General features: G+C 64.9%; 12 protein-coding genes. 7 read left to right on the plus strand and 5 right to left on the minus strand.

Features of this window, described 5'->3' with window-relative positions:
* Positions 1-158 precede the first annotated feature (158 nt).
* Positions 159-1,202, plus strand: coding sequence for an ATP-dependent DNA ligase (locus IC614_RS00420; protein ID WP_200971802.1), 1,044 nt, complete (start codon positions 159-161; stop codon positions 1,200-1,202).
* A gap of 61 nt (positions 1,203-1,263) precedes the next feature.
* Positions 1,264-1,809 carry a peptide-methionine (S)-S-oxide reductase MsrA gene (gene msrA / locus IC614_RS00425; protein ID WP_200971803.1) on the plus strand — a complete coding sequence of 182 codons (546 nt, stop codon included), beginning with the start codon at positions 1,264-1,266 and terminating at the stop codon, positions 1,807-1,809.
* Position 1,810: 1 nt separating this feature from the next.
* Here the strand turns inward: msrA and IC614_RS00430 are convergent, their stop codons facing one another.
* The gene (locus IC614_RS00430; RefSeq protein WP_200971804.1) at positions 1,811-2,743 is read right to left on the minus strand and encodes an L-threonylcarbamoyladenylate synthase; all 933 of its coding nucleotides are present in this window, start codon (positions 2,741-2,743) and stop codon (positions 1,811-1,813) included.
* Positions 2,744-2,796: 53 nt separating this feature from the next.
* On the opposite strand from IC614_RS00430, the gene IC614_RS00435 reads away from it, so the two are divergent.
* Both IC614_RS00435 and IC614_RS00440 read left to right on the plus strand, forming a co-directional pair.
* On the plus strand, positions 2,797-4,524 hold the full coding sequence (locus IC614_RS00435) for an acyl-CoA dehydrogenase (RefSeq protein WP_200973028.1): 1,728 nt from the start codon (positions 2,797-2,799) through the stop codon (positions 4,522-4,524).
* A 93-nt stretch (positions 4,525-4,617) separates the two neighbouring features.
* Complete coding sequence (locus IC614_RS00440; protein WP_200971805.1) at positions 4,618-5,058, plus strand: biotin transporter BioY; 441 nt, start codon at positions 4,618-4,620, stop codon at positions 5,056-5,058.
* Positions 5,059-5,257: 199 nt separating this feature from the next.
* Here IC614_RS00440 and IC614_RS00445 read toward each other — a convergent pair whose 3' ends face one another.
* Together IC614_RS00445 and IC614_RS00450 are read right to left on the minus strand one after the other, a co-directional pair.
* Positions 5,258-5,605: a GntR family transcriptional regulator gene (locus IC614_RS00445; RefSeq protein ID WP_200971806.1), complete on the minus strand. Its 348-nt coding sequence runs from the start codon at positions 5,603-5,605 to the stop codon at positions 5,258-5,260.
* Between the two features lie 67 nt (positions 5,606-5,672).
* Entirely contained in the window at positions 5,673-6,254 is a 582-nt protein-coding gene (locus tag IC614_RS00450; protein ID WP_200971807.1) for a nitroreductase family protein, read from the minus strand.
* 235 nt (positions 6,255-6,489) lie between these two features.
* Here IC614_RS00450 and IC614_RS00455 point away from each other — a divergent pair, with 235 nt between their 5' ends.
* The 3 genes from IC614_RS00455 to IC614_RS00465 are packed head-to-tail and all read left to right on the plus strand — an operon-like array spanning position 6,490 to position 10,783.
* Positions 6,490-8,091 carry a peptide MFS transporter gene (locus tag IC614_RS00455; RefSeq protein WP_226372671.1) on the plus strand — a complete coding sequence of 534 codons (1,602 nt, stop codon included), beginning with the start codon at positions 6,490-6,492 and terminating at the stop codon, positions 8,089-8,091.
* A 20-nt stretch (positions 8,092-8,111) separates the two neighbouring features.
* Positions 8,112-9,500: an amidohydrolase gene (locus IC614_RS00460; protein ID WP_200971808.1), complete on the plus strand. Its 1,389-nt coding sequence runs from the start codon at positions 8,112-8,114 to the stop codon at positions 9,498-9,500.
* A complete protein-coding gene (locus IC614_RS00465) occupies positions 9,497-10,783 on the plus strand; it encodes an amidohydrolase family protein (RefSeq protein WP_200971809.1) in 1,287 nt (428 codons plus the stop codon). The genes IC614_RS00460 and IC614_RS00465 overlap by 4 nt, the downstream gene beginning before the upstream one ends.
* 44 nt (positions 10,784-10,827) lie before the next feature.
* Here the strand turns inward: IC614_RS00465 and IC614_RS00470 are convergent, their stop codons facing one another.
* Positions 10,828-11,811, minus strand: coding sequence for an aldo/keto reductase (locus IC614_RS00470; RefSeq protein WP_200971810.1), 984 nt, complete (start codon positions 11,809-11,811; stop codon positions 10,828-10,830).
* Positions 11,811-13,097: a dicarboxylate/amino acid:cation symporter gene (locus IC614_RS00475; RefSeq protein ID WP_200971811.1), complete on the minus strand. Its 1,287-nt coding sequence runs from the start codon at positions 13,095-13,097 to the stop codon at positions 11,811-11,813. The genes IC614_RS00470 and IC614_RS00475 overlap by 1 nt, the downstream gene beginning before the upstream one ends.
* Positions 13,098-13,174: the final 77 nt, after the last annotated feature.

Here is a 13,174-nt window from a genome sequence, read left to right on the forward strand (position 1 = left end):
TTACGTTGCCAGAATGACCCGTTTCGCCCCTATCCTCAACAGCCGGGCCGTCGTTCGCCGCACGGGCGAATCGGCTCGTCGCATTGTGAAGCAGAAAGGTTAACTCTCCGTCGCGGGAACCGCCGCGCCCGGCAAAACGTCTCCCAGGTGGAGGACGCATGGCATTCGATCGCCTTGAGGTGAAGCCCGGCACGCCGCCGATGGAGGCGAAGCTCGCCGAAACGTTGCCGGATCGCGGCGATTGGCAGTTCGAGCCCAAATGGGACGGCTTTCGATGTCTTGCTTTTCGCGACGGCGACAAGGTCGAATTGCAGTCGAAGGCCGGCAAGGGGCTCGACCGCTATTTTCCTGAAGTCGTGACAGCTTTGCGTGAAGTGAAAGCGGATCGCTTCGCGGTCGATGGAGAGCTGCTGATTTCCGAAGGGGATCATCTGTCCTTCGAAGCGCTTCAGATGCGCCTGCATCCCGCCGAAAGCCGGATCCGCAAGCTGTCGGTGGAAACGCCCGCCTATCTGATGCTGTTCGATTGCCTCGCCGACACGAAGGGCAGGAGCCTTTTGAGCCAACCGCTGTCACAGCGGCGGGCGGCGCTTGAGGCGTTTTACGCGGCGGAGAATCATCCTGTTTTTTCTTTGTCTCCCAGCACGTTGGGCATCGCCGAGGCAAGAGCTTGGCTCGGTAGGACGGGCGGAGCGCTGGACGGCGTCGTCGCAAAGGCATTGGACGGCGCCTACCTTCCGGGCGAGCGCGCGATGGTGAAGGTGAAGTGCCTGCGCACCGCCGACTGCGTGGTCGGCGGCTTTCGCTATGGCACCGGCAGCCGCGAAGTCGGTTCGCTGCTGCTTGGCCTTTACGATGATCAGGGCCGGCTCAACCATGTCGGCTTCACGTCATCCATTCCGGCTGTCGAGCGTCCCGCTCTGACGAAAAGGCTCGAAAAGCTGGTGGAGCCGCCAGGCTTCACGGGAAAGGCGCCGGGCGGCCCCAGCCGTTGGAGCACCGATCGCTCGGCCGAATGGCAGCCGCTTCGGCCCGAACTGGTGGCCGAAGTGCGCTATGATCATGTCACCGGCGACCGTTTCCGCCACGGCACCAAATTCCTGCGCTGGCGGCCGGACAAGGCGGTAGAGCAATGCCGCATGGAGCAGCTCCGGCCCGAAGCCCCGCCCGCCGAAATCGCGGCATTGCTGAAAAGCGCGTGAGACTGTTTCAATCGGGCGGAGGTCATCTTATCTCGCGTACCGAACGAAAGGAATGATGACGATGACGAAAGAAGTCGCGACGCTGGCGGGTGGATGCTTCTGGTGCACGGAAGCGGTGTTCAAGGATGTGATCGGCGTCGAGAGCGTCGAAAGCGGCTATATCGGCGGCACCACGCTCAACCCGACTTATAAGCAAGTGTGCAGCGGCGACACCGGTCACGCCGAAGCGATCCGGGTGACGTTCGATACGGACGTCATTTCCTATGACGACATCCTCGACATCTATTTCGCGACCCACGATCCGACTCAGCTCAATCGCCAGGGCAATGACGTCGGCACGCAATATCGGTCGGCGATCTTCCCGTGCGACGCCGATCAGGAGGCGGCCGCCAAGGCGGCGATCGAGCGCAGCCAGCCCGATTGGCCCGCGCCCATCGTGACGGCGATCGAGCCTTTGTCCGACTGGTATCCTGCCGAGGATTATCATCAGGATTATTGGGAGGGCGAGGGCCAGCGCAATCCCTATTGCCTCGCCGTCATCCCCCCCAAGCTCCAGAAACTGCGCAAGAGCTTCGCCGCGCGCGCGAAGGACGCGGCGACCGCTTAAGCTATCGGGGTGCCGCCGCCCTTTTGAGCCTGTCGTTGATCGCTTGACCCAAGCCGTTTTGCGGAATGTGCGCGACGGCGATTTTGGGAAGGGGCTGGCTTTCCGCCTTGTGCAATGCGCCGAACAGGTTGGCGGCGGCCTCAATCAGATCGCCGCTTTCGCTGAGATTGGCGTGGCCCTTGATCGCGCCAAAGCCGATCAGCCATTCGCCCGGCGCCGCGACCGCCGCATCGAGCCGAAGCGGCTTGGTCGGGGCATAATGGCTCGACATCTGGCCCGGCGCTTCAATCTTGCCTGACCCTCTGCTGAGAGGAATACCGAGATCGGCTTCCGTCAGCGGCCCGGGGCGGAGCAGCCGCGCCGTGCCGTCCGCGATCGCGACAATAGTCGATTCCAGGCCCACCGCCGTCGCACCGCCGTCGATCACCATGGCTATGCGTCCGTCGAGTGTCGCGAGCACATGGGCGGCGCGGGTGGCGCTGATCCGGCCGCTCGCATTGGCGGATGGAGCGGCCAGAGGCTTGTCCACGGCGGCGATGAGGGCGCGCATGGCGGGATGCGCCGGAACCCGGATGGCGATGGTGGAAAGCCCCGCCGTGACGATGGGTGCGATGCCCGCGTCCGGCTTGAGCGGCAGAACGAGCGTTAGCGGGCCCGGCCAGAAACGGCGGGCCAGATCCCGCGCCAGGTCGTCGAAGACCGCGATCCGTTCCGCACCTTCAAGGTCCGGCACGTGGACGATCAGCGGGTTGAAGCTCGGCCGGCCCTTCGCCGCATAGATGCGGGCCACGGCCTCTCCCGATGTGGCATCGGCTGCGAGGCCGTAGACGGTTTCGGTGGGCACCGCGACCGGCTGACCGCTTGCGATCAGCGCCGCCGCTTCTGCGATGGCGGCCGTGCCGTAAGGGCGGACGAGGGTGTGTTGCGCGGTCACGCCTGCGGGCTATAGCGAGGGAGGCCAAGGCGCAAGATCGCGAGAGGATGAGCATGACCTACACGCCCCCCATCCAAGAGCAGAAATTCCTCCTGCGTCATATCGTGGCGTTGCAGGATTTCGCGGGCGCGGAAGATTTTACGGAGCTTTCGGCGGAATTGAGCGACGCGATCCTCGATGGCGTCGGCGCTCTCGCGGCCGGCGAATTCGCTTCGCTCGACCGCATTGGCGACACGCTGGGCGCGACATGGTCGCCGGAGGGCGTTACCCTGCCAGACGGGTTCAAGGCCGCTTACCGCGCTTATGTCGAGGGCGGATGGGGCACGCTTGCCGGGCCGGTGGACCATGGCGGGCAGGGCCTGCCGCAAACCCTGGCGGCGGTGGTGCTGGAGGATCTGGGCAGCGCCAATCTCGGCTTTTCGCTCATCAACATGCTCACCCCCGGCGCGATCGAGGCGCTGAAGCATCACGGCTCGAAGGAGTTGCAGGATGCCTGGCTTCCCAAGCTCGTCACCGGCGAATGGAGCGGTACGATGAACCTTACCGAGCCGCAAGCCGGTTCGGATGTCGGCGCGCTTAGGGCGAAAGCGGTGCGGCAGCCGGACGGCACGTACCGGATCGAAGGGCAAAAAATCTACATCACCTGGGGCGAGCATGATCTGGCCGACAATATCGTCCATCTCGTCCTGGCGCGCACGCCCGATGCGCCCGTAGGCACAAAGGGCATTTCCCTCTTTCTCGTGCCCAAATTCCTGCTCGATGCGAATGGCGATATCGGTGCGCGGAACGATGTGCGCTGCGTCTCGATCGAGCATAAGCTCGGCATTCATGCCTCGCCCACTTGCGTCATGTCCTATGGCGACGAAGGGAATTGCGTCGGCTATCTGATCGGCGCGGAATGCGGCGGCATGCGCGCCATGTTCACGATGATGAACAACGCCCGTCTCAATGTCGGCCTGCAGGGCGTGTCGGTTGCCGAGCGCGCGACGCAAAAGGCGGTCGCTTATGCCCAGGCCCGCATCCAGTCCGCCCGCGCGGGCGCGGCGAGCCGCGATCCTGTCGCCATCATCGAGCATCCCGACGTGCGGCGCATGCTGATCCGCATGAAGGCACTGACTCAGGCGGCGCGGGCGCTCACTTATTATGCGGTGGGACAGGTGGATCGCGCGGCTCTCGGCGTCGAAGGGGCGCAGGCCCGCGTCGACCTGCTGACGCCGCTGGTGAAAGCCTATGGCACCGATATCGGCGTGGAGGTCGCCAGCCTCGGCGTGCAGGTCCATGGCGGCATGGGTTATATCGAGGAAACCGGCGCCGCCCAGCATTACCGCGATGCGCGCATCACGCCGATCTACGAAGGGACGAACGGCATTCAGGCGGCTGACCTGGTCGGCCGCAAGCTCGGATTGGAAGGCGGCACGGTCTTCGCCCGCCTGATCGCCGACATCCGCGCCGATGCGACCGGAGAGGGCGCGCTGATGGCGCTGACTGATGCGGTGGAAGGCGTGGCCACGCACATGGCGAACGCGTCCGCCGACGATCGCCTCGCGGGTTCCTACCCTTTCCTCACCATGCTTTCCGTAGTGACGGCGGGTTGGCTGATGACGCGACAGCTGGCGGCAGCGGAAGGAAGCGACGGCGATCCTGTCTTTCTCGCCATGAAAAAGGCGGCGGCACGATTCTATCTCGACCAGATCGTGCCGGAGGCGCTGGGGCTCGAGCCCGCCGCACGCGCGCCGGCCGATATCCTTTATTCCATTCCCGCCGAAGCCTTCGCGGCCTGACATGAAGCTGCCGCTCGCCTTTCGCGGCACCCCGCAAGGCTGATCGTCATCGCGCTCGGCATCATCACCCTCGCAGCCGCGTCGCGCTTGGAAGTGCCAGTCGAGCCGGTGCCGTTCACGCTGCAAACACTCGCGGTTATTCTCGCGGGCATGCTGCTTGGCTGGCGGCTGGGCTTGGTGACCGTGCTCGCCTGGCTTGCGGCTGGGGCGGCGGGCCTGCCGGTCTTTTCCGGCGGATCGGGCGGATGGCAGAAATTCTTGAGCGAGACCGGCGGTTATCTGGCCGGATTTCCCATTGCCGCCGCCGTCACCGGCTGGCTCGGCGAGCGGGGTTGGGGCGGCCGCAAGCCTTTTCATGCCTTTGCCGCGGCGATGATCGGCCATGCGCTATGCCTCTTGCCGGGAGCCTTATGGTTGTCGACTTTCGTGGGACGCAACGATGCCATAGCGCAGGGCCTGCTGCCCTTCCTGCCCGGCGCAATCCTGAAGTCGATCGCGGCGGTGCTGGTGCTGATGCTGTTCAAGAAGCGTTAGTACGCAGGATGTCTTACGCAGCCAGGAATTGATGCTCGACGAAAATCCTGAGGCCCAGGGTTAGCAGCATCAGCCCGCCTAAAACTTCCGCTTTTCGACCAAGGCGGGGCCCGATCGCGGCGCCCGCGAAGACGCGAAGGCGTCCATCGCAAGCGCGATCGCCAAAATAACAAGGGCTGTCATTGAATTTCCGGCAGAATCAAGCGAGGGCGCGTTCTACCAAATCCTCGACGTCGAGACCAAGGCGGCGCATGTGCGCGGAGATTTCCGGCCAGCGATTGTCGAGAAAGTCCTTGCGCTCCGCAGCGTGCAGCCGTCCGGCTGCGCCTTGCGCGACGAACATGCCGACGCCGCGTTTAACGACGACGAGGCCCTCGTCCTGGAACAGCTGATAGGCCTTGGCCACGGTGAGCGGATTGGCGCCATGTTCGGCGGCGAGGGAGCGGACGGAAGGCAGCGGATCGCCGTCCTTGACGCGGCCTTCGAGAATGGCCGCGGCAATGCTGTCGCGGAGGCGGAGGTAGACGGGGCGTTCTTCGGCTGGCATGGCGCTATAGTGGCCTAAGACAGTGAGGGGGTCAAGGGATAAGTCCCCAGGGAAGCAGCGGGCAGTGCTAACCTCTCCACTCGGATACTACCTCGTCCCTGTCCGGTCTCGGCCGTTCCTCCAGTGGAACGCCGGGCGTTCCCAGGAAGAAAAACCCTGCGATCCGCTCGTCTTCGGCTTGCGCGAACGCCTTCAATACTGCCGGCGAGGACGCTGCCCAACCGGTCACCCAGCCGCCCGCATAGCCGAGGGCATGAGCGGCGGAGAGAAGGTTCATGCACGCGGCGCCGCAAGACAATTCCTGTTCCCAGGGCGGGATGCGCGCGCTGTCGACGGGGCTGTAGAGCACGACAATCAGTTCCGGCGCCTGATTGGCGAACCGCTCCACCGCCTCGATTTCCAGCCGCCCCGGTTCCGGATTGGCGGCGCGATAGGCGGTGAGGAGCAAGTTTTCGAAGGCCGGACGCGCCGTTTTGGGAACATGCACGAAACGCCAGGGATGAAGCTTGCCGTGATCGGGCGTCCGGGCCGCGATCTCGAAAATCTCACGCAATTCCGCGGCATTGGGTCCAGGCGCGACCAGGTCTCGCGGGCGGGCGGAGCGGCGCGTCTTCAATAAGGAAAGAGGAGTCGAAAAATCGTTCAGCATCGGGCGGTCCTAAACATCCCTTCATCCCGGCGATAGCCGGGTCTCCTCGGCAAATACGCTCATTCGTCCTGAGATTCCGGCTTTCGCCGGGATGACGGAGGCGATTACACCAGCGCTTGAAATGTGGATTGGCACATGGGTGTCACAATCCGGCTTCACAAGAGCGTTTTGCGCGTTAGTCTCCCCGCAACGCGCCGTCCGGCAAAGGGCGGCCATCTTGTTGGGAGTAGTGCCTGTGGCAACCAATGCGGCTTTGGCGCCTGCGGAAAAGACCCTTCTCGGTCATCCCCGCGGCCTGTTCATCCTGTTCTTCGCGGAGATGTGGGAACGTTTTTCCTATTACGGGATGCGCGCGCTGCTCATCCTCTACCTTACGAAGCACTGGCTTTTCTCCGACGGCGATGCGTCGCTGACCTACGGCGCCTATACTTCCCTCGTGTACATCACCCCGGTTCTCGGCGGCTATCTCGCTGATCGCTACCTGGGGCAGCGAAAGGCGGTACTGTTCGGCGGGATCGTCATCGCGATCGGCCACTTCCTGATGACGTTCGAGGGAAGCGGCGGGCAGGGCGATCCGACCATCAGCATCTTCTGGCTTGCCCTCGCCTTCATCATCGTTGGCACCGGCTTCCTCAAGGGCAACATCTCGGTGATCGTCGGCAAGCTCTATCCGCGCACCGACGTGCGCCGTGACGGCGCCTATACGATCTTCTACATGGGCATCAATCTCGGCTCGTTCATCGGCGTGCTGATCGCCGGCTATCTCGGCGAGGTCTATGGCTGGAAATACGGCTTCGGCGCCGCCGGGGTCGGGATGCTCTTGGGCCTCGTCGTCTTCGTGCTCGGCAAGCCGCTGCTGATGGGCCGCGCCGAGCCGCCGAGCGTGGAGGCGCTGAGCCGCCGCGTCGCCGGCGTGCCCGTCGAATATATCATCTACGCTTTGAGCCTGGCCTCGATCGGCCTGATCTGGGCGCTCGTCCAGTTCCAGGAAGTGGTGGGCACTTTGCTTCTCGTGTCGGGCCTCGCGCTGCTCGGCTACATCCTCTACATCGCGCATATGAAGCTGACGCGGGAAGAGCGGCACCGCATCTATGCGATCGCCTTCCTGCTGCTCCTCCAGCCGCTTTTCTGGGGCCTGTTCGAACAGCATGGGGCCGGCCTCACCTTGTTCACCGACCGCTATGTCGATCGCAACATATTGGGGTTTGAGGTTCCCGCCTCCTTGTTCAACTCGGTCAACGCGGCCTTCATCATCCTGCTCGCGCCCTTGTTCGCCTGGCTGTGGACCTCGCTCGGCCGCCGCGGGATGGAGCCTTCGACCCCGGCCAAATTCGGCTTGGCGCTCGTCCAGATCGGCTTTTCGTTCCTGGTCCTGGTCTGGGGCACGCAGGCGGCGGGCATCGAAAATGCGACGCCGGTCATCTATATCTTCCTGCTCTATCTGCTCGCCACCACCGGCGAGCTCTGCCTCTCGCCCGTCGGCCTTTCGGCGATGAACCGGCTGGCGCCGTGGCACATGGCGGGTCTCATCATGGGCGCCTGGTTCTTCGCGACTGCTGGCGGCAACTTCATGGCGGGCATCATCTCCGCCGCCGCCGGCGCGGAGAATGCCGAAAATGGCGGAGGCAAGGAGCTGTATTTGCAGGTGTGGACCACCGTGGGCTGGATCGCCGTCGGCATCGGCGTTCTCGTCCTGGTCGTTGCGCCTCTCGTCAAGAAGCTGATGCATCTCGACACGCTGCGCGACGACGAGCGAATGGCGGGCGAGGCCGAGCTGGCCGAGCCCATCGCGCCGTCGCCCAACACCAAGGGCGAAACCGTTCGCGGCGAAGCGTAGGACCAGACGGGGGGAATTTTATGAAGCACCTGTTGACGGGGGCCGCGCTCGCGGCCCTCATCACCGCCTGTTCGGGCGCGGCGAAGGAGGAGCCCAAGACGGCCTCGTCCGAACCGGTCGCCGCGTTCAACAAGGATCCGTATCCGTCCACCTACCGCGCCTATCCCGGCGTGGTGACGGCGATCACCGGCGCGACGATCTTCGACGGCGAGGGCGGACGGATCGACAACGGCACGGTGGTAATGGCCGACGGCAAGGTGCTGGCGGTCGGCGGCGCGGATACGGCCATTCCCGCTGGTGCGACCCGGATCGACGCGGCGGGCAAGTGGGTGACGCCCGGCATCATCGACGTGCATAGCCATCTGGGCGACTATCCGAGCCCCGGCGTCGAGGCGCATTCCGACGGCAACGAAATCACCAGCCCCGTGCGGCCGGAAGTCTGGGCGGAACATAGCGTCTGGCCGCAGGATCCCGGCTTCTCCCGCGCGCTCGCCAATGGCGGCGTAACGGCGCTGCAGATCCTGCCCGGTTCCGCCAACCTCTTCGGCGGCCGCTCCGTCACGCTGAAGAACGTCCCCGCGCGCACGGTGCAGGGCATGAAATTCCCCGGCGCGCCTTATGGCCTTAAAATGGCCTGCGGCGAAAATCCAAAGCGCGTCTATGGCGGCCGCAACCAGATGCCCGGCACCCGCATGGGCAACATGGCCGTCAACCGCCAGACCTGGCTGAAGGCGCAGGATTACAAGCGTAAGGTCGCCAAGGAGCCTACCACCCCGCGCGATCTTCAAATGGAAACCTTGGTCGGCGTACTCGACGGCGAGATCCTGATCCACAACCATTGCTATCGCGCCGATGAAATGGCGCAAGTCATGGATATGGCGAAGGAATTCGGCTACAAGGTCTCCACCTTCCATCACGCCGTCGAAGCCTACAAAATCGCGGATATGCTCCGGGACAATGGTGTCTGCGGCGCGCTGTGGGCCGACTGGTGGGGCTTCAAGATGGAAGCCTATGACGCCATCAACGAGAATATTCCATTGATGCACAAGGCGGGCGCCTGCACGATCGTCCACTCCGACGATCCGAACGGCATCCAGCGTTTGAACCAGGAGGCCGCCAAGGCGATGGGCGACGGCCGCCGCGCCGGTATCGACATCGCGCCGGAAACCGCGTGGACCTGGCTTAGCTACAATCCCGCCAAGGCGCTTGGCATCGCCGACAAGACCGGCAGCCTGAAGGCGGGCAAGATGGCCGATGTGGTTCTTTGGAACGGCTATCCGTTCAGCGTCTACACGCGGCCCGAACGCGTATGGATCGACGGCGCGCTCATGTACGACGCGAACGATCCGAAGCGGAGGCCAGTTTCCGATTTCGAGCTCGGCCAGCCGGGCGAAGGGGATGTGAAATGAAGCGGCTCCTGATCCTCCTCGCGGCCTGTGCCGCCGCTCCGCTTTGCGCCCAGACCGTTGCCATCACGGGCGGCAAGGTCGCCATCGGCGACGGCTCCGCGCCGATTGAAGGCGGCACGGTCGTCATCCGCAATGGCCGCATCGTCGCGGCTGGCGCGAATGTCGCCGTCCCCGCCGATGCGCAGCGGATCGACGCGCAAGGGCGCTGGGTCACGCCGGGTCTTGTCGCGGGCTTCACGCAACTGGGCCTGGTCGAGGTCGAGGCGGTGGGTGAGACCAACGATACCAACGCGTCCAGCACGCCCTTTTCGGCGGCGCTCGACATCGCGCCGGCGATCAACGCCCGCGTTTCCGCCATGGCGATCAGCCGGGGGCGGGGCGTCACGCGCGCCATCGTTGCGCCCAACACTGCGCGAACGATGTTCGCTGGGCAGGGCGCTCTGGTCGATACCGGCGACGACCGCGAGGCGGTGTTCGTCCCGCGCGCCTTTCAATATGTCGAGTTCGGTGAAGATGGCGCGAACGAAGCGGGGGGCAGCCGTGCCGCCGCGCACGCCTTCTTCCGCAATGCCATGCTGGAAGCGCGCGATTATGCCCGCAACCCGGCCGCTTATGACGGCCGCAGTTCGGACGCTTTGCTGATGCGCCTCGACGCCGCGGCTTTGGTGCCGGTCGTGACCGGCAAGATGCCGCTGATGGTCCATGCCGAAAAGACGAGCGACATTATCGAGGTGTTGAAGCTGCGTGAGGATTTTCCGGCGCTGAAGCTGATCCTCGTTGGCGCCAGCGAAGGCTGGATGATCGCGGACCGGATCGCGGCGTCTGGCGTGCCCGTCATCGCCTCGGCGCTGAACGACTTGCCCTCATCGTTCGAAGTGTTGGCGGCGACCCAGTCCAATTACGGGCGGATGCAAGATGCCGGCGTCAAGCTCGCGGTCGGCGAGATTGACGGTCAGCCGCGCAACACCAAGCAGTCGGCGGGCAATCTCGTCGCCTTGCAAAAGGTGCCGGGCGCCACCGGCCTCACTTGGGACGAAGCACTCGCCGCCGTCACCTCCGGCCCCGCCGAAGTGATGGGCATGGGCAATGATTTCGGCTCCCTCCGTCCCGGCCGCCGCGCCGACGTGGTGATCTGGGACGGCGACCCGCTCGAGCTCGGCTCGGCCCCGGTCGCCATGCTGATCGACGGCGTCCAGCAGCCGCTGGAAAACCGCCAAACGCGGCTTCGGGATCGCTATTTGAACCCCACCGAGGGACAGCTTCCCAAGGCTTACGACCGTTAAGTCAGCGTATGCTGTGCTCCTGCGAAAGCGGGAGCATTGGCTTGTCAAAGACGTGTCCCGCGCAATTCCTCATCGGGATAACGCGGACCGGCAATAACCGGGCCGTTCGCCAGTTCCGCAAGGTCGGCGCCGGTCAGGTCGAGATGCGCAGCCCCCATGCTGTCTTCCATCGTCACCCGCCTCTTCGCGCCCGGGATGGGCACGATATCTTCGCCTTGGGCCAGGAGCCAGGCGAGCGCCACCCGGGCGGGCGACACGCCGTGGCGCGCCGCGACCGTCTTCACGACTTCGACGAAAGCGAGATTCGCCTCGAAATTACCCGGCGCATAGCGCGGATCCTGCCGGCGGTAATCGTCGGCGGGGATATCCTCCAAACGCGTCAGCTGTCCGGTCAGAAAACCGCGCCCTAGCGGACAATAAGGCACGAAGCCGATGCCGAGTTCGCGGATGGCGGGTAGAATGTCGGCCTCCACCCCGCGTTCCCACAGCGAATATTCGGACTGGATCGCTGTCACCGGATGCACGGCGTGGGCGCGGCGGATGGTGTCGGCGCCCGGCTCGCTAAGGCCGATATGGCGCACCTTTCCCTCGCGCACGAGATCGGCGAGCGCCCCCATGACGTCCTCGATCGGCACGGCGGGATCGACGCGATGCTGATAGAAGAGGTCGATGGCTTCGATGCCGAGCCGCCTTAACGATGCCTCGCAGGCGCGGCGGATATTGGCCGGGCTGCTGTCGACGCCCGTCTTGCGCCCATCCTCGATCAGGAAGCCGAATTTCGTGGCGATGACGAGGCCGTCTCGTCTGCCTCTGATCGCCCGCCCGACCAGTTCCTCATTCGTGTAAGGGCCGTAAATTTCGGCGGTGTCGAAAAACGTGACGCCAAGGTCGATGGCGCGATGGATGGTCGCGATCGATTCCGCCTCGTCCGCATGGCCGTAAAGCCCGGTCCCGACGCCCGCCATCGGCATGCAGCCGAGGCCGAGCGCGGACACTTCCAAATCCCGTCCAAGCATGCGGTAACGCATCAGCGCATCTCCATCCCGGCCTCGATCAAGGCGTCTTGCTCGCTCTCCACCACCTCTGCCGGAACGCCGCTGCGTTTGGCGACGGTCGCGGTCGCGGCGACGTCCATCGTCACGTTGCCCAAGGTGCGGAAAATGTCCGGCACCGTCTCCACCGCGATCAGCAAGGCGAGCGGCTCGATGGGAATGCCCATGACGATGCAGATCGGCGCGATGGAGGTGATGAAGCTCACCTGGCCTGGCAGGCTGACCGCGCCCAGGGTGGTCGTCGCCGCGGCGGCGATTCCGGCGGCGATGGCGCCTGGCCCAAGCTCGATCCCGAACAGGTGCGCGACGTAGAAAGCGACGGCAAGGTTCATTGCCGGTCCGGTGACGCGGAAAATGGCGACGGCCATCGGCAGCACCACGCCGGACAGCGCGACCGGCACGCCAAGCCGCTCCGTCCCGCGGAGCATGGCTGGGAGCGAGGCCAGCGAGGATTGGGTGCTGATCGCCACCGCCTGGCTCGGCGCCACGGCGCGGGCGAAAGTGGCGAGGCCTGTGCGCGCTCCGATCAGCGCGAGCGGATAAGCCAGCGCCCAGACGACGATGCCGACGGCGGACACGACGATCACATAATGGACGAGCGCGCCGAACGCCGCCGTCCCCGCACGCGCCCCGACCGCATAAGCGAGCGCGAGCACGCCGATCGGCGCCAGCCACAATATCCAGCCGATCATCACCAGCATCACGTCCGAAACCGCGCGGAAAAATCCGATCAGTTGGTCGCGTGCCGCATCGGGAATGCGGGTCAGCGCGAAAGCGAAGACGAGGGTGAAGAGGATGAGCGGGAGGAATGCATCGTTCGCTGCCGCCGCGACGGGGTTCGTCGGTACGATGGACCGGAAGAAATCGACGAGGCTCGGCACTTCGCCCACCGGGGCCGATCCGGCGATCGCGGACCGTAGCCCGTCGGCCGCATCGCGCGGCAGCGGCCATGCATCGAGGATCATCGGCGTCAGCACGGCGGCAATGGCGGCGGAAATCCAAAGGAGGATGATGAAAAGGACGAGCGCGCGGCCCGCCACCTTGCTCGCCCGCGCCGCCTTGGCCGTCGCGGCGATGCCGGTGACGAGCAGGGAGACGACCAGCGGCACGATGGTCATCTGCAGCGCGTTAAGCCACAAGCCGCCCACCAGGCTCGCGCCCGAAACGGCGCCGTCCAGCCAGGCCACTCCCGCCGAAGCGCTGAACAGGCCAAGCGACAGGCCGAGGACGAGCGCTGCAAGAATGCGTGTCGGTTGTGACATGCTGTTGTCCCTTATGACGAAAAGGTTCAAAAACGCCGCGACGGGCGCTAAAGCGGCGCATCATGTGCGCTTGCATG

This window comes from Sphingosinicella flava, from assembly GCF_016025255.1.
In the GTDB taxonomy this organism is placed as follows: Bacteria; Pseudomonadota; Alphaproteobacteria; order Sphingomonadales; family Sphingomonadaceae; genus Allosphingosinicella; species Allosphingosinicella flava.

Excerpts from the sequence above, each read along its gene's own strand:
- msrA (WP_200971803.1), top strand. The coding sequence starts at position 1,264 with ATGACGAAAGAAGTCGCGACGCTGGCGGGTGGATGCTTCTGGTGCACG.
- IC614_RS00450 (WP_200971807.1), bottom strand. The coding sequence starts at position 6,254 with ATGCTGAACGATTTTTCGACTCCTCTTTCCTTATTGAAGACGCGCCGC.
- IC614_RS00470 (WP_200971810.1), bottom strand. The coding sequence starts at position 11,811 with ATGCGTTACCGCATGCTTGGACGGGATTTGGAAGTGTCCGCGCTCGGC.
- IC614_RS00420 (WP_200971802.1), top strand. The coding sequence starts at position 159 with ATGGCATTCGATCGCCTTGAGGTGAAGCCCGGCACGCCGCCGATGGAG.
- IC614_RS00475 (WP_200971811.1), bottom strand. The coding sequence starts at position 13,097 with ATGTCACAACCGACACGCATTCTTGCAGCGCTCGTCCTCGGCCTGTCG.
- IC614_RS00435 (WP_200973028.1), top strand. The coding sequence starts at position 2,797 with ATGACCTACACGCCCCCCATCCAAGAGCAGAAATTCCTCCTGCGTCAT.
- IC614_RS00445 (WP_200971806.1), bottom strand. The coding sequence starts at position 5,605 with ATGCCAGCCGAAGAACGCCCCGTCTACCTCCGCCTCCGCGACAGCATT.
- IC614_RS00460 (WP_200971808.1), top strand. The coding sequence starts at position 8,112 with ATGAAGCACCTGTTGACGGGGGCCGCGCTCGCGGCCCTCATCACCGCC.
- IC614_RS00465 (WP_200971809.1), top strand. The coding sequence starts at position 9,497 with ATGAAGCGGCTCCTGATCCTCCTCGCGGCCTGTGCCGCCGCTCCGCTT.